18 protein-coding genes are annotated in these 25,085 nt (G+C 70.8%); 3 read left to right on the top strand and 15 right to left on the bottom strand.

What is annotated here, in order from left to right:
- Positions 1-5: 5 nt before the first annotated feature.
- From BX283_RS36805 to BX283_RS36745, 13 genes are all read right to left on the bottom strand, one after another.
- A complete protein-coding gene (locus BX283_RS36805) occupies positions 6-923 on the bottom strand; it encodes an amidohydrolase family protein (protein WP_180357369.1) in 918 nt (305 codons plus the stop codon).
- A complete protein-coding gene (locus BX283_RS36800) occupies positions 920-2,905 on the bottom strand; it encodes a beta-galactosidase trimerization domain-containing protein (RefSeq protein ID WP_101391718.1) in 1,986 nt (661 codons plus the stop codon). The genes BX283_RS36805 and BX283_RS36800 overlap by 4 nt, the downstream gene beginning before the upstream one ends.
- The gene (locus BX283_RS36795) at positions 2,887-4,038 is read right to left on the bottom strand and encodes a DegT/DnrJ/EryC1/StrS aminotransferase family protein (RefSeq protein WP_101391717.1); all 1,152 of its coding nucleotides are present in this window, start codon (positions 4,036-4,038) and stop codon (positions 2,887-2,889) included. Before BX283_RS36795 ends, BX283_RS36800 begins: the two co-directional genes overlap by 19 nt.
- Entirely contained in the window at positions 4,035-4,799 is a 765-nt protein-coding gene (locus BX283_RS36790; RefSeq protein ID WP_101391716.1) for a sugar phosphate nucleotidyltransferase, read from the bottom strand. Before BX283_RS36790 ends, BX283_RS36795 begins: the two co-directional genes overlap by 4 nt.
- Complete coding sequence (locus BX283_RS36785; RefSeq protein ID WP_101391715.1) at positions 4,796-5,869, bottom strand: glycosyltransferase family 4 protein; 1,074 nt, start codon at positions 5,867-5,869, stop codon at positions 4,796-4,798. Before BX283_RS36785 ends, BX283_RS36790 begins: the two co-directional genes overlap by 4 nt.
- A gap of 5 nt (positions 5,870-5,874) precedes the next feature.
- A complete protein-coding gene (locus BX283_RS36780) occupies positions 5,875-6,858 on the bottom strand; it encodes an NAD(P)-dependent oxidoreductase (RefSeq protein WP_101391714.1) in 984 nt (327 codons plus the stop codon).
- Positions 6,851-8,155 (bottom strand): nucleotide sugar dehydrogenase, encoded by a 1,305-nt coding sequence (locus BX283_RS36775; protein ID WP_101391713.1) that lies wholly within the window; start codon positions 8,153-8,155, stop codon positions 6,851-6,853. Before BX283_RS36775 ends, BX283_RS36780 begins: the two co-directional genes overlap by 8 nt.
- Before the next feature lie 90 nt (positions 8,156-8,245).
- Positions 8,246-9,016, bottom strand: a complete 771-nt coding sequence (locus BX283_RS36770) for a creatininase family protein (protein WP_101392811.1) — start codon at positions 9,014-9,016, stop codon at positions 8,246-8,248.
- A gap of 10 nt (positions 9,017-9,026) precedes the next feature.
- A complete protein-coding gene (locus BX283_RS36765; RefSeq protein WP_257584125.1) occupies positions 9,027-9,977 on the bottom strand; it encodes a dihydroorotate dehydrogenase in 951 nt (316 codons plus the stop codon).
- Positions 9,974-10,519 (bottom strand): nucleoside 2-deoxyribosyltransferase, encoded by a 546-nt coding sequence (locus BX283_RS36760; protein ID WP_218976549.1) that lies wholly within the window; start codon positions 10,517-10,519, stop codon positions 9,974-9,976. The genes BX283_RS36765 and BX283_RS36760 overlap by 4 nt, the downstream gene beginning before the upstream one ends.
- On the bottom strand, positions 10,516-11,958 hold the full coding sequence (locus BX283_RS36755; protein WP_257584124.1) for an aldehyde dehydrogenase family protein: 1,443 nt from the start codon (positions 11,956-11,958) through the stop codon (positions 10,516-10,518). Before BX283_RS36755 ends, BX283_RS36760 begins: the two co-directional genes overlap by 4 nt.
- Before the next feature lie 666 nt (positions 11,959-12,624).
- Entirely contained in the window at positions 12,625-14,058 is a 1,434-nt protein-coding gene (locus BX283_RS36750) for a condensation domain-containing protein (RefSeq protein WP_180357368.1), read from the bottom strand.
- Positions 14,059-14,471: 413 nt separating this feature from the next.
- Entirely contained in the window at positions 14,472-15,098 is a 627-nt protein-coding gene (locus BX283_RS36745) for a response regulator transcription factor (protein WP_101391711.1), read from the bottom strand.
- 853 nt (positions 15,099-15,951) lie between these two features.
- On the opposite strand from BX283_RS36745, the gene BX283_RS36740 reads away from it, so the two are divergent.
- From BX283_RS36740 to BX283_RS36730, 3 genes are read left to right on the top strand one after another with little or no spacing between them, the layout of a single operon-like run.
- A complete protein-coding gene (locus BX283_RS36740; RefSeq protein ID WP_101391710.1) occupies positions 15,952-17,811 on the top strand; it encodes an ABC transporter ATP-binding protein in 1,860 nt (619 codons plus the stop codon).
- On the top strand, positions 17,811-19,721 hold the full coding sequence (locus BX283_RS36735) for an ABC transporter ATP-binding protein (RefSeq protein WP_101391709.1): 1,911 nt from the start codon (positions 17,811-17,813) through the stop codon (positions 19,719-19,721). Before BX283_RS36740 ends, BX283_RS36735 begins: the two co-directional genes overlap by 1 nt.
- A 34-nt stretch (positions 19,722-19,755) precedes the next feature.
- A complete protein-coding gene (locus tag BX283_RS36730) occupies positions 19,756-21,237 on the top strand; it encodes a class I adenylate-forming enzyme family protein (RefSeq protein ID WP_180357367.1) in 1,482 nt (493 codons plus the stop codon).
- A 46-nt stretch (positions 21,238-21,283) separates the two neighbouring features.
- Here the strand turns inward: BX283_RS36730 and BX283_RS36725 are convergent, their stop codons facing one another.
- Positions 21,284-22,030: an endonuclease/exonuclease/phosphatase family protein gene (locus BX283_RS36725; RefSeq protein WP_373979342.1), complete on the bottom strand. Its 747-nt coding sequence runs from the start codon at positions 22,028-22,030 to the stop codon at positions 21,284-21,286.
- Between the two features lie 159 nt (positions 22,031-22,189).
- Entirely contained in the window at positions 22,190-24,787 is a 2,598-nt protein-coding gene (rph, locus tag BX283_RS36720) for a rifamycin-inactivating phosphotransferase (protein WP_101391706.1), read from the bottom strand.
- Between the last annotated feature and the right edge of the window lie 298 nt (positions 24,788-25,085).

Genomic DNA, 25,085 nt, shown 5'->3' with positions numbered 1-25,085 from the left:
GCACCTCAAGTCATCGGGTCGAAGGAGGAGTCGGTGTGGGGTGGGGTGGGGTGGGGTGCGGCGAGGGCGAGCAGCCGCGCCGCCGTGCCGCCCATCAGGGCCTCATACTCGCGCGGCGAGAGCGGGTCGCTGCCGGGCGGCCACAGCGCGGGATCCCGGGCCAGATCGGCCATACGGGTCACGGACCCGGTCATGGAGGCGAAGGGGAAGTCGGTGCCCCACAGGAGCCGGTCGAGGACACCGCTGTCGCGGGCGTGGGCCAGTGCCCGGGCCACGGTGGCGGGTTGCTGGTAGGAGCCGAAGATGGACAGGTCCGCGTGGAGGTTGGCATGCCGGGCGAGCAGGTCGACGCACGGCCGGGTCCAGGGCGTGCCGAGGTGGGCGAGGATCACCGTCAGGCCGGGGAAGTCCCGGGCCACCTGCTCCACGAGCAGCGGGGAGAAGAACCGGGCGTCCGCGTTGCGCGACGGTGTGTATCCGGTGTGGATCAGGACCGGGATGCCCAGGTCCATGGCCGTCTCGTACACGTCGTACCACTGGCGGTCGGCGGGTGACATGCGCAGGTAGCAGGGGGCGGTCTTCAGGCCGCGCAGGCCGAGGCCGGTCACGGCCTCGCGCAGGCGCCCGGCCGCGCCCGGGACGCCCGCGTCCACGGAGGCGAAGCCGGTCAGCCGGTCGGGGTGGCGGGCGCACAGTTCGGCGACGAACTCGTTCGGCACCGAGAACCCCTCGACGCGTTGTACGTCGAAGGCGAGCAGGAAGACGCGGTCGACGCCCGCGCTGTCCATCTCGGCGAGCAGTTTCTCCTCCGGCGCGGACAGGTCCTCGGGCGCCAGCTCGGTGGTGGCCGTCATCTGCTCGGCGAAGCGGGCCGAGTAGTGGCGGTAGTACTCCCCCGCGTGCACATGCGCGTCGACGATCACGGCTGTCGCTCCTCGGGCCGCTTGCGCTGACCGGGGTGCGGCGCCGTGGTGTCGGCGTGCCATGCCGTGGAGTCGGCGTGCCGCCCCGTGGAGTCGGCGTGCCATGCCGGGGCATCGGCGTGCCAGAACAGCAGGCGCACCCCCTTGGCTTCCAGGCGCAGGCGCTCCGTGGTCTCCGGGGCGCCGTCCACCGGTCGGCGCCGCAGGGCCGTGTCCACCGGTTCGGGGGCGTGGTTGATGACCACACCGCAGCGCTCGTCGCCGCGCCCGAGCACGCTGACCTCCACCGACGGGTCGTCCACGGTCAGCGGCACGCGCACCCCGGCCTCCTCCGCGACCACCTCGTACAGCCGGTGCCAGGCGGCCTCCTCAAGGCGGTAGGGGGCGTTGAGCTGTGCCTCCAGGGGGGCGTTGAGGTAGTAGGCACTCCCCTCGCCCAGCCGGTGGCGGGTCAGGGCGGGCGAGCCGTCGGCGAACGCGGCCAGGGTCTCGGCACCCACCGCGTCGATCACCGGGATCGGACCGGGGTCCCAGCGCAGCGGGAAGCGCACGCCCGCCCAGGTGAAGTCGGCGTGGGTGTCTTCGGCGCGGGTGAAGTCCCGTATACGGACGCCGAACAGCTCCTCGTCGCCGGCGGCGTCCAGCAGGCTGCCGGTGGAGTACAGCAGGACTCCACCGGAGGTGACGTACCGCGCCAGGCGGCGGCGGTCGGGCAGCGACAGCTGCCGCGCCGAGGGGCAGATCAGCAGCGCGTGACGCTCCAGATCCGCGTCCCGGCCGGTGAACTCGTAGGGCAGGTGCGCCTGTTGGAGGAGCAGATGGGCGTAGAAGGGGGCGGGCGCGTCGCTGCCCGAAGGCGTCAGATAGCCCGCCTCGTCCTGCGGCTCCGGCTCGGGGACGAAGACACCCACCGGGGCGGGCAGCGGTCTGAACCCGGCCAGCTCGCCGGTCACACGTCGGGCGAACGTCCGGTACTCGGCCAGGGCGGGCTTCTCGCGGCCGTCCGCGTCCAGCAGGCCGACGCGCCGCTCGTTGGGCCGCAGCGCGTAGGGTTTGCGCTCGGTGGTGAAGTCCTGCCAGCACCAGACGGCGGTGCCGACCGCGCCGGCCGCGAAGGCGGAGTGGGACGCCGCCCGCAGATACCGCGCGGCCGTGCTCTCGTCGCAGCCGTAGCTGCCCATCTCGTCGACGTACACGGGCCGGTGGGCGCTGCCGCGCCGCACGAGGTAGGGCAGGAAAGCGGTGGCCTTGCGGGCGGCGACGGACTCGATGTGGAACGGCGTCCACACCGGGAATCCGTGCAGTCCCACCAGGTCCAGGCGCTCGGCGTGCTCCGGGCGGAAGGCATGGCCGCCGAGCACCGCCGAGGCCTCGTTGGCCTGGAGGACCAGAGCGTCCGGGTCGGCGGCGCGGATCGCTCCCGCGAGCATCCCCCACCACTCCCGGACCTCTTCGGCGCCGAGGGAGGCGGACGACGTGGAGTCGACGTGGATCACCTCGTCTCCCAGGTCGTAGGCGAGGATGTTCGGCGCGTCCCGCAGCTCGGTGGCGATGTGGTGGACGAAGGCCCGCTGCCGCTCGCGCAGGTCCGCGTCCCGCCACAGGTCCCGGCCCTCGCGCCACGGCGGGTCGAACCGCTGGCCGTTCATCCAGATCGTCAGCAGCGAGGGCAGGCAGGCCAGACCGTGTCGGTGGGCGGTGCGGGCCAGCTCCCGCAGCCGTCCGGTCATCTCGGGGTCGTAGACACCTTCCTTGGGTTCGAAGTCGGCCCAGAAGACGAAGAAACGTACGGTGTTCAGCCCCGCGGCGGCCATCCGGCGGAAGTCGTCGTCGATCCGGGCACCGTCCCACTCCCGCCAGTAGTCGCATCCGGTGGACGAGGGGTGGTAGTTGACCCCGACGCTGACGAAGGGACGCCCCTCTAGGTGCAGGGCGCCGTCGGCGAACGTGACGCGGTCGCCCTTCACGGTGTCTCCTGCCATGCGGCGCTCACCGCCTCGACGACCCGGTGGACCTCGGCCGCGCCGATGCCCGGGTGCAGCGGCAGCGAGAGCTGACGTGCCATCACGTCCTCGGTGACCGGCAATCGGCACGGCCCGCTCCCCTGCCGCTCCCGGTAGGCGGTGAACAGATGGGTGGGCGGGTAGTGCACACCGCTCTGGATCCGCGCCACGCGCAGCCGGTCCTGCAGCGTCTCGCGGTCGGCGCCCTCGGGCAGCACCACGGCGAACAGGTGGTGGGCGCTCTCCTCCACAGGCCGGTCGGCGAACGGCACGGTCAGCCCCGGTAGTACGGCCAGTTGCTCGCGGTACATCCGCACCGCGTCCCGTCGGCGGGCCTGCGCGGCGGGCAGGGCGTCGAGCTGGACGCACCCGAGGGCACAGCCGATCTCCGTGGGCCGGTAGTTGAGGCCCAGGGTGTCGACGTCGTACAGGGAGGATCCCCCGCGGTGGCGCTGCTGGGCGCTGACGGTCAGGGCGTGCGAGCGCAGCCGCCGGATGCGCTCACCCACGGCGGGGTCGCGGGCGACCACCATGCCGCCCTCGCCCATGGCCAGGTTCTTGGTGGCGAAGAAGCTGTAGCAGCCGATGTCGCCGACCGTGCCGAGCATGCCGTGGACCGAGTCGGTGACGGGCGCGTGGGCGCAGTCCTCGATCAGGGCGAGACCGTGCGCACGGGCCAGCCGCGCGAGGGCCGTCAGGTCGGCGGGGTGGCCGCCGTAGTGCATGGCGACGATCGCCCGGGTGCGCGAGGTGACGCGGCGGGCGGCGTCCTCGGGGTCGAGGCACAGGTCGTGCGGGCCCTTGACGTCGGCGAACACCGGGGTGGCGCCGCACAGCGCGACGGTCGCGGCGGCCGAGACGAAGTTCAGCGAGGGCAGCACGACCTCGTCGCCCGGGCCCAGGCCCAGCGCCAGGACGGCCAGGTGCAGGGCGGCGGTGCCGCTGCTGACGGCGACCGCCGACCCGACACCCAGCGCGGCCGCGTACTTGCCCTCGAACTCCTCGGTGACGGGCCCGGCCGACAGCCATCCGGACCGCAGGACGGCGGTGACCGCCTCGATCTCGGCCGGCCCGATCCGCGGCTGGTACAGCGCGATGTCGAAGGCCGTCATCCGCCCACCACCTCCTGCGGGGCCCCGGTCCCCGCGCACAGCGCGGCCTCGGCCCCGCGGCCCAGGTAGCGGGCCCGGTCGGCGCGGAACGCCGCGGCGGCCAGGTCCAGTTGCTCGGGCGTGCCGATGTCGTGCCAGTCCCCCTCGATGACATGGCCCTCGATGCGCTCGCCCTCGGCTCGGGCACGGTCGAGCAGGGCGGGCATGTCGTGCCGGCCGCGCGGCGGCAGCAACCGCAGCAGGGACGGCTCCAGTACGTAGATGCCGCCACTGACCAGGAAACTCAACCGGGGCTTCTCGCGGAAGTCGGTCACGCGCCGCTCCTCGTCGAGTTCCACCACCCCGTGCGCGATGTCGATGTCCTGGCGGCTGAGCGCGACCGTGGCGGCGGCCTGGGACTTCTTGTGGCACCTGACCAGGTCGGCGAAGTCGATGTCGGTGAGCAGGTCCGCGTTCATTACGAGGGTGGAGTCCTCGAAGGGCGGCAGCAGTGCGAGCGGGCCCGCGGTGCCCAGCGGCTCCTCCTCCTGGAAGAAGTCCAGCTCCAGGTCGGGCGACCAACTTCCGCCGAAGCTCGCCTTGATCATATGGGCCCGGTAGCCGAGGGAGAGCGACACATGGGTGAAGCCCGCGCGCTCCAGCTGCGTCAGGATGATGTGCAGGATCGGTATGCCGTCGATGGGTATGAGGGGTTTGGGGAGGGTCAGGGTGGCGGGCCGTAACCGCCGGCCCTCACCTCCGGCCAGGACCACTGCTTTCATCGGGCCTTCTCCGTTTGCTTCCGGGCGGCGATCAGCGTGCGGTATACGGTGTGGACCCGGTCGGCGACCGCGTCCCAGCCGAGTTCACGGCGCACCTTGTCGTGGCCGTGCTCTCCCATGGCGCGGCGTTCGGACGGGTTGCCGAGGAGCCGGTTGACCGCCTCGGCGACGGTCCGGGCGGTGGGGCGGACGAGCAGGCCGTCCCGTCCGTGGGCGACGACCTCGGTGCTGCCGAGGAAGGTGGACGCGACGACCGGTCTGCGACAAGCCCAGGCCTCCACGTAGACGAGCGGGAACAGATCGACGGTGGAGGGTACGCACAGCAGCTCGCAGGCGGCGAGGGCGCTGTGCTTGGCGTCCTCGTCGACCATGCCGAGCTCGATGACACGGGGGTCGGTGTGCTCGGCGAACCGCTCCGCGCAGTCCTCGTCCCAGCGAGGTCCCAGGAACACGAAGGTGGTGTCGGGGTGTTGCTCCCAGACGTGCTCGGTCGCCTCCAGGAGGGTGACGTAGCCCTTGGAGCGTGTCTTGCGCCCCAGGAAGAGCACGACGGGGCCTTCGATGCCGTGGTCGCGGCGGAACCGGTCGGGGTCGGGGGTCCCGGGCAGGTGCGGTCCCTGGCCGATGATGTGCAGCCTGGACGCGGGGACGCCGGCGTCGCGGAGCATGTCGCGTTCCGCCACGGACAGGGCGAAGACCGCGTCCGCGCGCCGGCAGCCGTCGAGTACGGTCTCGCGGTCCGGCCACACGTCCGGGGCGGAGGCGGGGGTGACCGCGAACGGCACGCCCCAGGCCCGGGCGAGGTCGAGACCGGCCGCGATGTCCTGCGGGTGGAAGGCGTCGATGGCGTGGACCACGTCCGCCCGTTCGGTCTCGTCGGGCGTGGCCGGAAGCGGCTGGATGCTCACGCCCGCGCCCCGCATGAACGTCGCGGTGTCCTCGTCGACCTGGTGGGTGTACACGCCGGCGTCCCAGCCGAGCCGGCTCATCGACGCGGCGAGGTACTGCGTCATCAGTTCGGCTCCGGCCCGCGCCGGGAAGTAGCCGCGGTGGACGTACCGTACGCGCATACCGCTCACGCTCCGCTTCCGCGGGCCGCGATGTCCCGGGCGTACCACTCGCAGGTACGGCGCAGCCCCTCGCCCAGTGCCACCGAGGGGCGGTGCCCGGTCAGTTCGCGCAGCCGGGAGATGTCGGGCAGGCGCCGGGCAGGCGACAGCGGGGGCGCGGGATGGGCGTCGACGGCCGGGTGCCGGCCCAGGGCGTCGAAGACGCTCCGGGCCAGGTCCCTGATGAGGATCTCCTCCTGGTCGTTGCCGACGTTGACCAGCAGCGGCTCCTTGGTGGGCAGGGCGGTCAGCGCGGTGATGGCGTCGACGGCGTCGTCGACGTAGCAGAACGCGCGCGTCTGGTCGGCTCCGTGGATCTCGAAGGGGTCCGCGCCGCCGAGCAGCCGCTCGATGAACTGCGGGATCACATGCTCGTATCCCATCCGGGGTCCGTAGACGTTGTGGAAGCGCACCATGCGCAGGGCGAAGCCGTGGGTGCGCGCGTAGGTGCGGCACAGCAGCTCTCCGGCGATCTTGCTGAAGCCGTACGAGGAGCGGGGCACCGTGGGATCGGGAAGCATCAGCGGCACGTCCTCGGCGGTGGGGACGGACGCGATGCCGGCCTCGACGCTGCCCGCGTACGCCTCGCTGGAGGAGGCGAAGCAGAGGGTGGCTCCGGTCAGGCCGGAGAACCAGTCGAGGAGGTGGACGGTGGTGAGCAGGTTGGTGCGCAGCACCCGCCGGGGGTTGTCGTTGGAGTGGGCGACACCGACGACGGCGGCCAGGTGGTAGACCTCGGCGAAGTCGTCCGGGAGCAGTCCGTCGGGCACGGGCGTGGTCAGGTCGTGCTCGACGACCTCGACCGGGCCGGGCAGCGCGGACAGCTCCGCGTCGTACCGGCCCCTGCTGAAGTCGTCGAGCAGGGTGACCTCGCAGGTGGCTGCCAGACGGCGGGCCAGATGCAGGCCGATGAAGCCCGCTCCTCCGGTGATCAGGATCTTCTTACGCACGGCCGAGCCTCATCGCCTTCGTCGAGGGCGGCAGGACCCGCCAGGTGTCATAGACCAGTGCCGGATCCGCCATGCGCGCCACCAGGCCGGCGGCGTCGACGTCGCCGTAGCGCTGGTGGTCGTTGAGGAGGATGGCCGCGTGCGCGCCGGTGAAGCCCTCGGTCAGACCGACCGCCCGGACGCCCAGCGACTCGATCCGGGCCGACGGCACCACGAAGTCGTGGCCGACGATCTCCTTCACGCGCCCCCTGAGGAACGGCAGCAGCCGCTCGTAGGGGGCGCCGCGCAGATCGTCGGTCTCGGGACGGCCCTTGTACGCGAAGCCCGAGATCAGGATCCTGGCGTCGGCCGGGTCCCTGCCCTGCTCCCATAGCGCGGCCAGGACGCGTTCGCCGACCCTGCGCGGCATGGACTCGTTGAGCGTGCGCGCCGCGGTGATCATCTGGGGTGTGTGGTCGTACGCGGCGACCGAGTGCGCGAGCAGGTACGGGTCCTTGGTCAGGCAGCTGCCGCCGACGAAGCCCGGCTTGTGCAAAGTGGGCCGGGGATAGCCGAGGTTGGCGGAGTCGATGACCTCCCGCGCGTCCAGGCCGAGCGTCTCGGTGATGAGCGCGATCTCGTTGCCGAAGCCGTAGATCAGGTCGGTGTGGCAGTTGCACACCAGCTTGACCAGTTCGGCGCTCTCCAGCGAGGACACGGGCACCACCTGGTCGGAGAGGGTGGCGAAGAACTCCGCGGCCCGCTTGGCCGCCTCGTCGGAGAGGCCACCGACGATCTGCGGCAGGGACAGCAGTTCCGCCAGCGCCTGGCCCTGGATGGTGCGCTCGGGGCAGTAGGCGAGCAGCGGTTCGGGGATCCTGTCGCGCAGGAGGGGCAGCACCAAACTCCGCGAGGTGCCCACCGGCACCGTGCTGCGCACGATGACCACGGTGGTCTCGTCGATGCCCGCCGCGATCGCCTCGGTGGCGGCCCGCAGATGGCTCAGATCGGGTGTGGTCCCGCCGGCCTCGATCGGCGTGCCGACGCAGATGATGACGACGGGCGGCAGCTTCCGCCCGCCGAGGTCGGTGGTGACGGCGAAGGCACCGCTCGCGGCCCCGCCCTTGATCTCCTCTTCGACGCCCGGCTCGGCCAACTCCAGTACGCCCCGGGCGAGTTCGTCGGCCGCCTTGGGGTTGGTCTCGTAGCCGAGCACGCTTCTGCCCGTGGTGAGCAGCGCGGCGGTGAGTGTGACGCCGACATAGCCCAGCCCGACGACACACACGTCGTAGTCCTCGTACGGCCTGGTCGATGGCATTGGCATAGCCCCCTGGGAGTGGCGTGGGAAGGTGGAGTCACCGGTACGTATCGCGGGCGGCCCGTCCTCGGCTGCTGGAACCCGTCGTGTTCACGGGACCCGGGACGGTTTGCCGAGGAGTTCGACGACGCCGTCGACGAGGTGCCAGAACAGGCGCTCCCCCAGTTCGGCGGAGGCGCCGACGGCCGAGGACAGCACACCCTGGTTGGAGATCTCGTCCACGTCGACGGGGTGCCGGTACACCCCCGCGGGCGGTGGCGAGGAGTGGCTGGGGCGCTCCGCGCGGACGGCATCGGGGCGCAGATACATCATCAGGCTGGTCTCGGTCAGGCCCGCGTGCTCGGCGTGCCATCCCGGGAAGTGCGGGATGTGCTCGCCGAGCCAGCCGTCGGTGACCAGACTCCACCAGCTGAACGCGACCACCTCGGTGTCCGCGAACAGGGTGTCCTGGGCGCAGCCGTCGATCGCCTCGAAGAGCAGGCCCTCGTTCTCGTAGTGCCCGTTGATCACGACGAGCCGACCGAGGCCGAGGCGGGAGAGGGACCTCAGACAGTCCGTGAGGTAGTCGATGAACGTGGCGCCGCCGATGTGCACGGTGCCCGGGAAACGCAGTCCGCCCCCGCTCTGCGGCAGCGACCTGGCCGAGAGCGGCTGGCCGGGCAGCAGCAGACCGCCGCTCTCCGCGACCACCTGCCGCGCCAGGGCTTCCGGGATGTCCATGTCGACCGAGAGCGGGAGGTGGGGGCCGTGCTGCTCCAGTCCTCCCACCGGCCACACCAAGGTGGCACCGCCCACGGTGCGAGGCACCTGCGGACTGGTCAGGTCCTGGTAGCGGGGTACGTTCGTGGTGCGTTGCCGCATCGCCTTCACCTCATGACCTCTTCACGCTCTGTCCCACAAGGTCCGCGACCGTGCCGCCGCGCGAGGCCAGCCAGTCGTCGAAGCCCTGGCGGATGCCGCGGAGCGTGGCGTGCATGTTGCGGTGCAACGCCGTGTAGACCTGTACGGCGTCGGCGCCCACGCTCAGGTACTCCGCCACGTCCACGGCGTCCTTGACTCCGCCGCTCGCCATGACCGGCACGGTCAGCCCGTCGCGGCGCAGGCCGAAGATCTCGGCGAGCACGAGCGGTTTGATGCCGGGCCCCGAGTAGCCGAACGCTCCTCCCAGGCGCACCTCACCGGTGTCGGCGTCGACGGCGAGCCCGGCGATGGTGTCGCTCAGGGTGATCGCGTCCGCGCCCGAGGCCGTGGCGGCGTCGATGCGCTCGCGCACCCGCTCCCCGATCGCCAGCTTGACGCTGAACGGCACCGGGGTGCGGCGCCGCACCGCCTCGGTGTACGCGGCGACACGCTCGGGAGTGTCCTCCAGGCCGCCGCCCTCCTCGTTCAGGCACGAGATGCCGAGCTCCAGGGCGACGCTGCCCGCGCCGGTCACGCGCTCCGCCAGATCGGCGAGTGCGGCCGGTGAGTCCGCGTGCACGGAGGTGATCACCGGCAGGCCGTCGTCGGCGAACCGGCGCAGCATCGCGCACCAGTCGTCCACGGAGCGACGGGAGTACGTGGTGTTGTTGAGCATGCCCGTGGGCAGGCGGAGCAGGCGTTCGTTGCCCGAGGGGCCGGGGTCGGGGTGGATGGTCTTGGTGACCACTGCCCCCGCCCCGCCCTCGATCAGCCGGCGGATGTTGCGTTCCTGGTCGGTGAGGAGACCGGATCCCACGACGACGGGTGACTGCAGCCTCAGCCCGAGAACCTCCACCGGCGCGGGCACCTGTACCGCGTCGGCGTCCTCGGGAGTGCTTCGCGCGTCCTTGGTGGCCGTCACTTCGACATCACGGCCTCCCGGCCCAGCTTCTCCAGCAGCCGGAGCAGTTCGACGGGGTTGGCGCGCGCCTCGGCCAGGTCGAAGACGGTGACGTCGGCGACGGTGGGCAGCCCGCGCAGCAGATGACTGGCGTTGGCCGCCATCGGCATCGGGGTGACGACGACGATGGGCCTGCCCAGCGCGGAGGCCCAGCCGAGCTCGACATGGGTGCCGTCGGTGCGCATCAGCTCACCGGCCGCGTCCACGGGAAGCACCGGTACGAACACATCGCAGCGGCGCATCCAGCCGAAGTCCCGCACACTGACCTGATCGGGCGAGAACAGCGGCGTGTCCACACCGAACTTCTCTGCGACATGTGCCGAGAACACCGTGCCGTGGACGACCGAGACGGCCTCGATGATGTCGCCGATCGTGTTGCGCAGCGGCTGGTGGAAGCCGTCGTCGCGGATCGCGTGCTGGATGGGGCCGCCGACGAAGACACTGACTCCCGTCAGGTCGATTCCCTCCGTTCCGTCGACGCCCAACGGCCTGCTGTCACTCATGACATCTCCCGATCTGCTTGGCGAAGCGCGATGTGATGCACCTTGAGCTGCGTGTACTCGTTCAGACCCCATGCGCCGTACTCGACGCCGATCCCCGAGTGCCGGTGACCGCCGAACGGCACGTCGTGCCGCAGGTCGCCGTGGGTGTTGATCCATACGGTTCCGCACTCCGGCCGCCCGGCCAGGGCCCGCGCCCGGTCCTCGTCGCCCCACAGGGAGCAGCCCAGCCCATAGGGCGAGGCGTTGGCCCGGGCGATCACCTGCTCCGGGTCGTCGTAGGGGATGACGGGGACCACCGGGCCGAACTGCTCCTCCTCTTCCAGGCGGCTGCCGGGCGGAAGGTCGGTGACGACGGTGGGGGGATAGAAGTGGCCTGCCCTGTCCAGGACATGGCCGCCGGCCAGGACCCGGGCGCCGCAGCCCACGGCCTCGTCCACCATGCCCGCGACCCGGTCCAGCTGGGCGCGGCTGACGAGCGGACCGTACTCGGTGGCCGGGTCGAGCCCGTCGCCCACGACGGCCGAGCGCGCCATGTCCGCCATGGCCTCGGCGAGTTGGCGGTACTGGGCCCGGGGCGCGTAGACGCGCTTGACCGCGGCGCAGAACTGTCCGCTGTTGGTCATGGCCCTGGTGAACAGCTCCCGCGCGACGGGCAGGACGTCCGTGCCGGGCAGGACGACGGCCGGGTCATTGCCGCCGAGCTCCAGCACGACCCGTTTGAGGTCGGCCGCGGCCTGCCGGGCGATGGCCCGTCCGGCGCCGACCGAGCCGGTGAACGAGACGAGCCGGACCACGGGGTGGGCGGTCAGCCGGGCCCCCAGCTCGGCGCCGCCGTCCACGACCGCGAACGTACCGGCGGGCAGGACCTCGCCCAGGATCCGGCCCATCATCAGGCTGGACATCGGCGTGTCCGGCGAAGGCTTGAGGACCACGGTGTTGCCGGCCAGCAGCGCGGGGGCGATCTTGCAGACGGCCAGCAGAATCGGGTAGTTGGAGGGCGCGATGGCGGCGACCACTCCGTGCGGCACGCGCTCCAGGCCGACGCGAGCGGCGGGCTCGTCGACCAGCCGTTGCGGCGCGAGCTCCAACCGCGCGGTGTGGGCGAACCACTCGGCCGCGAGGCCGACTTCGGCCCGGGCGTGTGTGAGGGGCTTGCCCTGCTCCCTGGTGAGCAGTTCGGCCATAGGGCCCACCGCGGCCAACAGGGCGCGGTGGCAGGAGAGGAGCCGCTCGCGACGGGCCTCCAAGGGTGTCGCCGCCCAGTCGGGGTACGCGCGGGCTGCGTCCCCCAACACCCTGTCGAGCTGTTCGGGCGTACACCCCGGGGTCTGGGCGAAGACCTCGCCGAGCGCGGGGTTCTCGACCGGCTTCGGTCCGTATGGGGCGGCCCCGGGGCCGCCCGGATCCGTGACCACCGGTCCGGCGGTACGGACGTTCACCGGCCGCACTCCATCGACGGCAGCACACGGTCACAGGTGAACTCGGCGTTTCCATAGATGAGTTGATCAACAAATGCGGACATGTGTTCCCGTCACGAGGTGGTCGCGTAAGGGTGGTTGCCGACTGTTGAGAGGGGCGGGCAGGTGCAGGGCGTTGGGAGCGCTCTCTGTTCCGGTGTCCGAAGACAACGCGGGTCGGGAGCGGCGCCACGGACAGGCCTGGGACACAGGGATGACCGGCGATCGCCGATGGATGGCCGTGATCCGGACGGCCCGGAAACAGTCTCACCGGGATCCCCGGTGATCGAACACCCCCACTTTGGGCTAGGGTCATTCGGCTACGCCGATCGCCCGGTCGAATGCGCATGGCGGGCACGGTGGCTCCCGGGGAGCATCGAGCGTACGGACCCGCCTTCCGGGCTCCTGGCGGGAGTTCCCTGGCCGGAGCCTTGCGTGTACGGGTGTGCGCGAGCCCTTTACCGCAGGAGAGGCATGGCCAGGCATGCGGTAGCACCGGCTCGCAGGTGGAGCCGGACAGAGCCTGACACAGGTGCCGTGAACCGTGGCGCGACAGCGCGGGAGCGGCCCGGAACGGCTCACCGGTCCGCCGGACGCACGCCCCCGCGCCAGGTGGTCCCTTCCCTGTTCGTGCGAAGCCGGGAGAAGCTAGAGAAGGGACCGGCCGCCGAGACCGCCTGCGGCCGCGCCGCGTTCTTCCATGGCCCGCTGCCCCGCGCCTTCGACGTACTCGACGAGTGAGCGCTCGACGTCGTACAGGAATCCATGCACCTGGGACGGCGTGAGCGCCCGGTGGTCGGCGTTGAGCACCAGCCGGATCCGGCCCGGAATCTCATCGTCGATCACGAGGAAGAAGGTCTCTCCCTCCTCGAACTCGTCGGGTGCGACGACGGTGTCGGCCATCGCGGCTCGCAGGGCGGCGCCGGACACCGCGGCACCACCCTCGACCTCGGGAGGCAGGGCGTGCTCCAGCCGGACGTCGTTGAAGCAGTACGAGAGGTCGACGGGCACACCGGGCCCGTGGGCGGAGGCGATCAGGTCCGCCACCTCGTCGGGGTCGTAAAGACCATTCGCGTACGCGGCGGTGCACTCGGCGAAGGCGCGGCGTGCGATGTCCTCGATGCGCTCGCCCTCCAGGCCGATCGTCACGGCCACCTCCGAGTGCAGATTGCCGATGGTGCCGCGCAGTTCCGGGTCCGACCGGTTGGCGGCGAGCAGGCGCAGGGTGCACGACGGCGTCCCCGCGCGGCGGCCCAGGAGCTGGGCGACGACGGTCAGCAGAACGACGGAGGTACTCACCCGCCAGCGCCGTGCCAGGAGCGGTACCGCGAGCGCCACCGCCCGGGATTCCATGGCGGCGCTGTAGCGGACCGGCGCCGCCAGGCTGCCCCCGGCACCGTTGCGCGGCGGGAACAGGGTGGCGGGCGCGCCCGCGAGCTGGCGGCACCAGTAGGCGCGCGCCCGCGCCTGCAGGGCCCGGCCGCGCGGTGAGTTCTCCAACTGCGCCTGCTCAACGGGCTGCCGAGCCGGCACGGCGGGCGGCAGGGGGCGACCGGCTGCCCGGGCGTCGAGCAGGGCGGTGACCTCATCGGCCAGCAGGCGCAGGGACGTCAGGTCCACCACGAGGTGGGACACGCAGTACGCGGCGAGCACCGGGGAACCGTCGGCGACGATCACCATGAACCGGATCAGCGGGGCCTGCGCGGCCTCGAAGGGGGTGTGCCGCATACGGCGCTGCCAGGTGTCCAGCACGCTGTCGCGGTCCTCGTCCGGCGTGAGGGTCCACACCTCGGTCTCGAACTCCGCCGAGTCCATGACCTGTTGGACCAGTGAGCCGTCTGCGCCCCGATGGAAGGAGGTGCGCAGTGACTCGTGGCGCCTGAGCAGTTCGGCGAAGACGTCGAGGAGGTCCTGTGCGGCGCCGTGGCCGGGCAGCGCCACCCAGTAGCAGATGTCGTAGAAGGCGGCGTCGGGCAGTTGACGCTGGATCAGGTTCCATATGTGCCGCTGTGCGCAGGTGGCCGGCGCGGTGACGGCTCGTCCTCCGCCGAGGGGGGTACGGTACCGGACGAATTCCGCCACGGCTCGCTCCTTTCCAGCACGGTCAGGCATGGTGAGGGGAGGTGGGGGTGTACGTGTGCCGCCCTGCCAGGCCGGCGTGCGTGCACCGCCCCGCCAGGCCGGTCGGCCGGCCCGGATACGGGCGATGTCGCGCGGTGGGCTTCGGCGGGCTTGCACGCCCGAACCCACGGTGAGTTGCCGCAGGCTTCACACCCGGGATCACCGTAGCGCCGGCGCCGCGAGAGCGTCACCCGGCGCTTCGGGTCTGCCCGTTCGGGCACACCCACCTCTTGAGAACTGCCCGTTCGGGCACACTGAACGGGCGCCCACGGGAGGCTTCACACACCGCTCGGACACGGTGAGCAGCGATACATACGGGTTTCCCTTCCACCGAGCGGGCAGGGACAAGATGGCCCGCGGGCGAGCGGGGCCGATCAGTAGGCAATGAGACCGTTCTGTATGGCGGTGACCACCGCGGCCGTCCGGTTGGGCGCTCCGAGCTTGAGCAGCAGGCTGGCGACGATGCGTTTGACACCATGGCTGGAGATGCCGAGGCGCCGGGCTATCTGCTTGTTGCTCAGCCCCTCGGCCAGCATCGGCAGCACCTCGTTCTCCCGGCCGGTCAGCGGGACATCACGGCGCCAACGCTGCTGTTCCGGCTCCCGGACGCGATGCAGCAGAGCCCGGGTGACCGAGGTGGGCATGGGCACCTCCCCCACCACTATCCGCTGGAGCGCCTCCTCGACCGCGGAGGCGGTCAACTCGCTCTCGACCAGAAATCCATCGGGGACCGAGGGCCCCGCGAGGATCTCCTCGGACACGTCGCTGCTGCTGAGCAGCAGCAGCACTTTGGGGCGCCGGCGCCGGGCGTCGGCCAGCACACCCCGATCAGGGCCGCAGTCCTTCTCGTGCAGGACCAGGACGTCGACTTTGTTGGCACCCAGAGTGTCCTCCAACTCACTCCAGTCGGCGCAATGTCTGACCTCCCTCACCAAGGGGGTCGTCGACAGCACGGCTTGCAGCCCGAGCTGCAGGAATCCGTTGCGCACCAGAGTGATCACACCGAGCTGTTCTCCTTGAGACGGGGGGTGGCACAGCGTCTGGCTCACTCTCACTCCTCCTCACTGCCGCCACGCGCTCCGGCGTATCCAGCGCGGGGAGATGCCGCCGCCCCCGCGCCGTCCACGGTCAGGCTGTGGCCGACTCACCATCGCGCACAGGCAATAGCGGCTCACTTGAACACCCGTTCCAGCACTGGAGCTCATCACAGTACCCACACGATTCGAGTGAGATCAACCATTCAACTTGACGCATCCCATTCAGGCCAGGCGGCCCGAAATTTTCGATTGGAGGCCCCTTCAGGCATTGATTTAATTTTCAAGCACAAGCTGTTTGCGCAACTCATGGGCGGACTTTCGTTTCGCCGTGAAAACAAGTAGCTTCCATGCCACGGCACGCCCCGGACCGTTCGCGTGCCAGGGAAATCCATGATGCCGAAGATGCGCCGTCCGCCCCCATCGAAACCTCTCTGAACAGCTACGACCCTCATCCGGCCAAGTCCGCCCACGACTTCGGTCACACCGTCTCAATACTCCGATTGCGCTCCATCAATACGCGCCGGGTGCGCACACGTGCACCTATACCCGGGGACAGCACCTTTGCCCGTACCGCACGCCCGTATGCCCCACCCGTACACCCGTTTCCTGCCCGCGAGTGCACCCGCGGCACACCGAGTCGCCCCCGCCGCACTCCCCTTCCAGCCCAGCCCAATTCACAGGACGGGCCGGAAATCCCCGGCGTGCCGTGCAGCCGGGAATTCGCTGAACCGTGGCCGAAAACCATGCGCCGATTGTCTTTTCCGGACCTCTCCGGGTCCGAGGACTCCACGGCCGTCGACACAGACAAGGAGAGCCGATGACCGCCGAGACCATCCCGCGCGGGGAGGATCCGGCCGGCCCGAGTGCCCCTCCCCTGCCGGAGTCCGGCGCAGGCGCTCAGGACAGCGTGCCCCGCTGGCTGCTCGCGCAGATGCGGCCCTTCAGGCCGTACATCGCCCTGTTCCTGCTGGGCAGCCTGGCCTGGCAGACACTGACCGCGGCGATCCCCCTGGTCACCGGTCTGGCCTTCGACGCCGTCCTCGACCAGGACGACGGGACACCCGACTTCGGCGCCTTCCACGGCATCGTCGCGGTACTCCTCGCACTCGTGGTCGTCCGGGCGTTGGGCGGCATCATGTCCACCTACTGCCTGGAGTCCTTCGCCAGCGGACTGGAACGCAACGCGCGCGCCCAGGTCTTCGCCAGCCTGCTCCGCAAGGGCCAGAGCTACTTCAACCGGCGTCGGGTCGGCGACCTGTCGGCCCGGGCCACCGGCGACGCGGAGTCACTGAACCTGATGGTGTCGCCCGGCTTCGACCTGGCCGTCGATCTGGCGCTGAACATCCTGATGCCGATCGTCTTCATCGCCCTGGTGGATTGGCGGCTGCTGCTCTCCCCCTTTTCCTTCGTGCTGCTGTTCGCCGTGGCCCTGGCCGAGCACGGACGGCGCCTGGAACCCGTGTCCGACCTCGCACGCGAACGCTTCGGCGACATGACGGCCCAGGCCTCGGAGAGCATCGCCGGGATCGAAGTGGTGGGATCCACCGGCGGAGCCGACGAGGAGCGCGCCCGGTTCGCCGAACTGGCCAGGGCCTACCGGGACGCCTCCGTACGCCAGATCCGCACCCAGGCACTGGCCCTGCCCCCACTGCTGCTGGCCCTCGCCACGGTCGGCGCCCTGGTGCACTCCGTGATCCTGCTGCACGCGGGCTCCCTGACCATCGGCGAACTCGTCGCCGTACTGGGGCTGATGGGCACCCTGCGAGCCCCCACCCAGCTGGCGTCCTTCAGCCTCGGACTCATCTACCTCGGCATGGCGGGAGCACAGCGCATCAAGGAGGTCGTCGACGACCCCGAGAACGAGGACGAGCGGGGCGGGCGGCACATCGCGCCCCTCACCGGCGAAGTCGCCATGGACAACGTCACCTTCGGCTACGAACCCGGCAAACCCGTGCTGCGCGACGTGTCGTTCCACGTGGCCCCCGGCACCACCGTGGCCATCGTCGGCGCCACCGGCAGCGGCAAGTCCACCCTGCTGCATCTGCTGAACCGCACCTACACACCGGACGCGGGGCACGTCCTGATCGACGGCGTCGCCACCACCGACTGGGACACCACGTCGCTGCGCTCGCGCATCTCCGTCATCGAGCAGGACGTGGTGCTCTTCTCCCGCACCATCGCGGACAACCTCAGCCTCGGATCGGACACCGGCACCGACCGCGCCCGCCTGGAAGCCGCGGCCCGCATCGCCCAGGCACACGACTTCATCACGGCGACCGAGAACGGCTACGACACCGTCGTCGGCCAGCGCGGTGTCACCCTCTCCGGCGGACAGCGCCAACGCCTCGCCATCGCCCGCGCACTGGTCGCCGACCCCCGGATCCTCGCCGTGGACGACGCCACCAGCGCCGTCGACAGCGCCACCGAGTACGAGGTGCAACGCGCCATGCGCCAGGCCTCGGCCGGACGCACCACGTTCCTCGTCACCCCCCGGCTGTCCCGCATCCGGGCGGCCGACCACATCCTCGTCCTGGACGCCGGCCGGATCGTCGGCCAGGGCAGCCACGAACACCTCCTGCGGGACTGTTCCCTCTACCGCCGGATCTTCGCGCCCTACCTGAGCAAGCCGGCGCCCACCGGCCCGGACACCGCGGGCGCGAAGGAGGAGAGCCACTGATGGCCCATCTGCTGGAGGGCATCGAGCCGGACGGCTACGACCGCCGCTACGGCGACCGCGAGCTGACCCGCCGTATCGCTCCGTACTTCCGCGGCAAGGCCACAGCGGTGACCTTCGTGACCATCGCCGTGATCATCGCGGCGACCGCGGGCAGCGCCGTGCCCCTGCTGCTCGCGCGGACCGTGGACTCGGCCGTGAACGACGACGGCGACGGCCGGTTGGCACTGCTGGTCACGGCCATCCTCGTCGCGGGCATCACCGCCTGGCTGCTCACCCTTCTCCAGGAGCGCACGACCGGAACACTGGCCGGTGACGTGGTGCTCAAACTGAGGGAGCAGGCGTTCGCCGCGGCCATGCGCCAGGACATGACCTTCCACGACGCCCACCCCACCGGTGTGGTGGTCAGCCGCGTCACCAACGACACCCAGGCGTTCGCGACGCTGATCAGCCTGGCGCTCAGCCTGCTCGGTCAAGTACTGATGATCGTGATCCTGCTGACCGCCCTCTTCGTGATCAATGTGCCGCTGGCCCTGGTGACGGCTCTGGTGGCCGCGCTCATCGTCGCCGTCAGCCTCGCCTTCCGCCGCGCCGCCCGCAGCGCCTCGCGCCAGCAGCAGCAGGCGCTGGCCGAGGTCAACGGATACGTCCAGGAGACCCTGCGGGGCATCGCCGTGGCGCGCAACCACAGCCACCAGCAGTCCGCGCAAGCCGAGCTGCACGCGGTCAACCACCAGTGGTTCCAGGCCAGTGTGCGGCTGAACCGCCTGTTCAGCGGCATCTTCCCGCTGCTGATCTCGCTCACGGGACTGGGCACGGTCGCCGTGGTCCTGGTCGGCGGCCACGGCGTCGACGCGGGCTCCGTGTCGGCGGGCGAGTGGGTGCTGTTCCTGGAGGCCCTGGCTCTTTTCTGGTCCCCCCTCACCAGCATCGCCTCCTTCTGGAGCCAGCTTCAGCAGGGCCTGGCCGCGGGAGAGCGGGTCTTCGCGCTCGTCGACCGCGAACCGACGGTGCGTCAGCGCGACCGGGTCCCGGTGCCACGCCTGCGCGGCGAGTTCACGCTGCGCGACGTCCACTTCGGCTACGACGCCGACCATCCCGTCCTCAAGGGCGTGAGCCTGACCATTCCGGCGGGCCGCACCGTGGCACTCGTGGGGCACACCGGGGCGGGCAAGTCCAGCGTGGTGCGGCTGATCATGCGCGCCTACGAATTCCAGCAGGGCAGCATCGACGTCGACGGCCTTGACGTGCGAACCCTGGACCTCGACGAGTACCGGCGCTGCCTCGGCGTGGTGACGCAGACGCCGTTCCTCTTCTCCGGGACGGTGGCGGACAACATCGCCCGTGGCCGACCGGGTGCCGGACGGGACGAGATCGAGGCCGCCGCGCGCGCGGTGGCGGGCGGCGACTGGCTGGCACCGCTCTCGCAGGGCCTGGACACCCCCATCGACGAGGGCGGGCGCAATCTCTCCACCGGCCAGCGGCAGATCGTCGCCCTCGCCCGCGTCTTCCTCCAGGACGCCCCCGTACTGATCCTCGACGAGGCCACGGCCAGCATCGATCCCCTGACGGAGGCACAGATCCAGGAGGGACTGGAGGCACTCGCCGCGGACCGCACGACCATCGTCGTCGCCCACCGTCTGCCCACCGTCCGCAAGGCGGACACGATCGTCGTCGTCGACGACGGCCGGATCATCGAGGAGGGCGACCACACGACCCTGCTGGCCCACGGCGGAGCCTACCGCCGCCTCTACGACCGCTACTTCCGCCACCAGCAGCCCGACGACGACCCCGCCGACGACCCCGAGCGTCCGGCCCGCCGCCCCGCGCCGTACGCGCGAGCGGTGACACCGGCGAACGGACTCGCGGACCAGAACGGAGAGGAGAGCGTGATCGATGGCCACCGCGTCTGACACCGAAGTGCACCAACTTCCCACAACTCTGGGGGTGTTACTTGAAAGCGCCGCCCGAGCCCGCCCCCATGCCGTCGCCGTACGCTGTGATGACGACGTCCTCACCTACGGTGAGCTGCACGCGCAGGTACGAGCCACCGCACACCGCTTCAGCTCTCACGGCCTCACCGAGCACGTCACGACGGGGCTGCTTCTGGAGAACACCCCGGACTGCGTCGTCGCCTTCCTCGCCGCCGCGCACCTCGGACTGCGCCTGGTCCCCCTCGAACCTGGCACACCCCGCTCCCAACTGACCGTTCTACGAGGCACGTTGGGCCAAATGGCCATCGTGGGGCACACGACGAGACTCACCGCACTGAACGGCCTCAAGGACCACGATCCGCTCGACTGCCCGTTCATCCCCGTGGAGGACCCGGGCGACACACCCTCGCCGGAGTCCGGCGGCGACGAGCCGCCGACCACCGCCACGCCCGACGCCCCCTTCCTCCACCAGTACACCTCCGGCTCGACCGGAGAGCCCAAAGCGGCCGTCCACACACAGCGCAACCTCGCCAACGGCGGCGACATCTACACACGCGCCTACGGCATCACCGCGGACGACCGCATCCTGGCCGCCGTACCGCTGCTGCACTCCTTCGGCATGGTCGCCGGACTCGTCACCGCTCTGCGGGCCGGGGCGCAGCTCGTCCTCCTCCGCCGCTTCTCCCCCGCACAACTGCTGCGGGCCCTGGACGAGCACGCCTGCACGGTGCTCGTCGCCGCCCCCATGGTCTACGACCTCGCGACGCGTGCGGCGGCAGCGGGCTCGTCTCCCCCGCGCCCGCCGGACGCCCTGCGGCTGTGCCTCTCCTCGGGGGCGGCCCTGCCACCTGCCGTGGCACAGCGGGCCAGGGAGCGGCTCGGGCTGGACATCCAGCAGGTCTACGGCTGCACGGAGGCCGGAGTCATCGCCGCACGGCGTCCCGAGGACGGCGCGGGCACGGACCTCGGCGTGGGCCGCCCCATGCCCGGCGTACGGGTCCGTGTCGTCGACGAGCGCGGACACCAGGTGCCACCGGGCGAGGAGGGGGCGCTGCTGGTGCGGACGCCCGCGATGTTCACGCACTACCTCGGCCACCCCGAAGCCACCCGGCGGGCCTTTCGTGACGGCTGGTACGAGACCGGCGACGTGGCTCGCCTCGGCCCCGAAGGCCAGCTGCACCTGGTCGGACGCAAGGGCTCCTTCATCAACGTGGGCGGCAAGAAGGTGAACCCCCTTGAGGTGGAGCAGATCCTGCTGGCCCACCCCTCGGTCGCCGAGGCGGTGGTGTGGGGCGAGACGACCGACGGCACCGGCGAGCGTGTACGGGCCACCGTCGTCGCGGGAGCCCCGCTGTCCGCGACGGAGCTGACGTCCTACTGCCGCACCCGACTCCTGCCGCACCAGGTTCCCGCCGAGGTCCACTTCGTCGCCTCACTGCCGAAGAGCTCCATGGGCAAGGTCAGACGGGCCGCGGTGCACGGCGAGAATCCGTGACGGTGCCCCCACGGCATGGCGGGGGGGAATCGCGCTACGACCGGCCCTAGGCAGGGGGAACCCGCAATGCAGCCAGCACCGGCAGGTGATCCGTGGCCGCTCTAAGGTCCCGTTCCACGACTCCGGGGAGCCCCATCGGCACCCCGCACCCCAGCACCTGAACCCCCTCCGTGGCGAAGACGGCGTCGATCCGCTGCAACGGATCGCCCAACCGGGTGGTGTGCTCCCGCCCCCACGGCTTCGTCGCCCAGCCGTCCTGTAGGGCGCCCGCGAGCAGGCCGAAGGTACGGCCGTCGGGCCGGTCGTTGAAATCGCCCGCGGCGACGGCGTGCGGCACGTCCATGGCGGCCAGTTGGCCGAGGAGCAGCCTGCCCTGCCCGTAGCGCTCCTGGTCGTCGATGCTCAGGTGGCAGCTGAGCACGCCGAGCCGGGCCCGGCCGAACCGCAGCACGGCGGTCGCGAAGCCGCGCTGGTGCAGGCCGGGGGTGCGGGGCAGCAGGACGTCCTCGGTGCGCTCCACGTGAGCGCGGAGCGAGGAGAGGATCAGGGGGCCGGAGGCGGTGGCGCCGCCCGTGACGTAGACGAGTCCGGAGGTCCTTGCCAGGCGGGCGGCGGCCTTGCGCCAGCGGAAGAACCGCGGCGCCTCCTGAACACACACCACATCGGGCCGACAGGCTCGGATCACCCGGCCGAGAGCGTCGACGTCGTCGCGCATCGAGCGGACGTTGTAACTGAGCACGCGCACGACCACGCAGCCGTCAGGCTCCGTCGCCGACGTGGGCAGATCCTCCACGCTTCCCCTCTCCACGCTCATCCTTGTCCCACCGCGAAGCGCCCCGGCCGTACTCCACCTGTCGTCTTGGTGCGCTTCGCTTCGCCAGACCTGAACATATCGCCCAGCCAGCTCACGAGCCGTGATGTCCGGTGGTGACCTGGTCGCTCGGTGGGCCGCTCAGGGCAGGATCTCGACGTACCCGTCGCTTCCGTGCACGCGGATCCGCTGGCCGTCCCGGATCAGCCGGGTGGCCTGCGCCACGCCCACGACGGCGGGCAAGCCGTACTCCCGGGCGATCACCGCGCCATGGGTCATCAGGCCGCCCACCTCCGTCACCAGTCCCGCGATCGCGACGAACAGGGGTGACCAGCTGGGATCCGTATAGGCCGTGATCAGGATGTCGCCCGCTTCGAGATCGGCCTCCGCCATGTCGAGGATGACGCGGGCCCGCCCCTCGATGGTCCCGGCGGAAACCGGCAGGCCGACCAGGGCGCCGGCCGGCACGTCGTCACGCCGGTACGCCCCGGTGAGGGCTTCGCCGTCCGAGGTGAGCACGCGGGGCGGTGTGAGCGCCTGGTACGAACGGAACGCGTCTTTGCGCTGCCGGATGAGCCGGTCGTCCACCTGCTTCGAGCGCACGGCGTCGTGGAACTCCTGGAACGTGAGGTAGAAGACGTCCTCCTGCTCAGGAAGCACACCGGCCCGGACCAGGCGCTCGGCCTCCTCCAGCAGGGCCTGCTTGTAGACGAAGTAGCGGCTGATGATGCCGTACTTCGGGTACTCCCGGTATCCGATGAAGGTGCGGACCCGGTCGATCATCCGCTTGGCCTCGTCGGCTTTCCGGTCGCCGTCCGGCAGGGCCCGCAAGCGTGACAGCACGTCCTGTTCCTTCTGCCGCGCCTTCTGCCGGCCTTCCTCGAAACGCCGCTCGGCAGCCCCCGGTTCGAAGTTCCTGACGTTGTCGAGGATCACGGGCACGAGCGTGGTCGGGCGCTCGCGCCAACGCGGCCTCGTGATGTCGATCTCGCCGACGCAGCGCATGCCGTACCGGTCGAGATAGGCCTCCACGGCGTCGCGCACTTCGGCCCCGCCCGCGAGCTTCGGCAGTTCCTCCAGGAAGCCCTCATCCTCGACTCCCTGCAGGAACGCCACCACCTCCGGCTGTCGGCGGACGACGTCCGCGACGTCGAGCAGCGCCAGTCCCATCTCCGACGTGACGTTGCCGGGGGCCGACAGCGTGAGCGTGTCAGCCGCGTTCTTCTCGCCCAGCCACTCCCCCAGCTTGTCGTTGAGCCACCAGGTGGCCTCCATCCCCGCCATGATCGCCTGCATGCTCAGCGGGTCACCGAGGACTCGCTTGTGGTCCGCGAAGGCCTCCAGCAGGAAGTCGAACAGCTCCGGTCCGCTCTTCGTCCGGATGTCGCGCCGCAGGGCGTCGACGGACGCCTCGTTGCGCTCGATCAGCTGGGTGACGATGGCCGGATCGGTCTCGATCGGTGCGGGCGCGCCACTGGCCGGCGGCCCGGCGGGCCCCGCGTCAGGGAGCGACGGGACGAAGTCGTCACGGTCGAGTACGGTCTCCAGCGCGTCCCTGACCAGCGGATCGCCCCTCCCGATGAGGTCCAGGAGGGCGGCGCGGCTGGTGGGCGAGGCCAGTCGCCGGGTGACGTCGACGAAGAGCCTCCCGCCGGCCTCATGCATCGGCGCCATGGCTGTCAGCTGCCACACGGAAAGCCCCAGGGGCTTCATGGGGTCGGTCATCATCTGCTGATGGCCGACGGAGACGTAGACGTGATTCTCCTGGTCGCCAGTGTCGGGAACGGGGAACAACGTCGTGATCGGCCGGCTCTGAACGATCTGGAAGTGGTCATCGGCCAGGCACCATTCGATGTCCTGAGGGCGGCCGAAGTGCGCCTCGATCCGCCTCCCGAGCCGCACGAGCCGCACTACCTGCGCATCCGTCAGCGCCGGGTGCTCCTGCCGTCGCGAGTCGATCGCCATCTCCTCCGTACCGCCGGCCGGCAGGGCGCGAAGGGCTCGCGTTTTGGCGGCGATCGCCTTGGCGACGACTTCGTCGTGTCGCACCGTGAAGACGTCCGGGTTCACCAGGCCGGAGACCAGGGCCTCGCCGAGGCCCAAACCGGCCTCCACGGTGGCGGTCTTCCGGTTGCCCGTGATGGGGTCGGCCGTGAACAGGACGCCCGCCGCATGCGGGAAGACCATCCGCTGCACGACCACGGCCATGTGGACCGCGCGGTGGTCGATGCCGTTGCGTCGGCGGTAGGTCACGGCCCGCTCGGTGAACAGCGAGGCCCAGCACCGGCTGATGTGCTGGAGGATCGCGGTCGGTCCCATGACGTTCAGGTACGTGTCCTGCTGGCCCGCGAAGGAGGCCGTCGGCAGGTCCTCTGCCGTCGCGCTGGACCGGACGGCGTAGGCGGCTTGCTCGCCGAAGCGGGCGAGCGCGCGGGTGATGGCCGTCGCGAGATCACCCGGGATGGCGATCCCTTCGATGGTCCGGCGGATCTGCGCGCTGAGCGTGCGGATCCCCTCCCGGTCGTCCGGGTCCAGGCGCGCCAGCTGATCGAGCCGGTCCTCGATCGACGGCACTTGGGCCATGACCCGCCGGAAGGCGTCCGTCGTCACACAGAAGCCGCCCGGCACACGGATGCCGTCGATCCCCGACAGGGCGCCCAGATGCGCGCCCTTGCCGCCAACGACCGCGACCTGCGTCGCGTCGACCTGTTGGAGATCCAACACGTACTGCTCAGTCATTGCGCCACCTCCGAGGCAGCAGTGCTCAGTTGCACTGCTGTGACCCATCGAATCATCGGCGCCGCCGGATCCGTCGAACGGTCTGCCTCAACAGCCAGTGGTCCTCGGGAGCCTCCGTGCCCGTTCCGGGCAGGGGAAGCCCGCCGATTCCCCTTGCTCACCCAGCAGTTCATTGGAGCTGTCGTTCCAGGCCGAATACGGGTGTGCTGAGGCCGGGTCATGTTCGCGGCGGATGCGCAGTAGACGCACGAGGCGGCATTTTCCGGCCGGTGGCCGTATTCCCGGGCGAGGTATCGGT

This window comes from Streptomyces sp. TLI_146 (assembly GCF_002846415.1).
Classification (GTDB): Bacteria; Actinomycetota; Actinomycetes; order Streptomycetales; family Streptomycetaceae; genus Streptomyces.
This window is presented reverse-complemented; position numbering and strand designations above follow the sequence as displayed.

Coding starts and splice junctions, on each gene's coding strand:
- BX283_RS36800 (WP_101391718.1), bottom strand. CDS start 2,905: ATGGCAGGAGACACCGTGAAGGGCGACCGCGTCACGTTCGCCGACGGC.
- BX283_RS36795 (WP_101391717.1), bottom strand. CDS start 4,038: ATGACGGCCTTCGACATCGCGCTGTACCAGCCGCGGATCGGGCCGGCC.
- BX283_RS36790 (WP_101391716.1), bottom strand. CDS start 4,799: ATGAAAGCAGTGGTCCTGGCCGGAGGTGAGGGCCGGCGGTTACGGCCC.
- BX283_RS36785 (WP_101391715.1), bottom strand. CDS start 5,869: ATGCGCGTACGGTACGTCCACCGCGGCTACTTCCCGGCGCGGGCCGGA.
- BX283_RS36775 (WP_101391713.1), bottom strand. CDS start 8,155: ATGCCATCGACCAGGCCGTACGAGGACTACGACGTGTGTGTCGTCGGG.
- BX283_RS36770 (WP_101392811.1), bottom strand. CDS start 9,016: ATGCGGCAACGCACCACGAACGTACCCCGCTACCAGGACCTGACCAGT.
- BX283_RS36760 (WP_218976549.1), bottom strand. CDS start 10,519: ATGAGTGACAGCAGGCCGTTGGGCGTCGACGGAACGGAGGGAATCGAC.
- BX283_RS36740 (WP_101391710.1), top strand. CDS start 15,952: ATGACCGCCGAGACCATCCCGCGCGGGGAGGATCCGGCCGGCCCGAGT.
- BX283_RS36735 (WP_101391709.1), top strand. CDS start 17,811: ATGGCCCATCTGCTGGAGGGCATCGAGCCGGACGGCTACGACCGCCGC.
- rph (WP_101391706.1), bottom strand. CDS start 24,787: ATGACTGAGCAGTACGTGTTGGATCTCCAACAGGTCGACGCGACGCAG.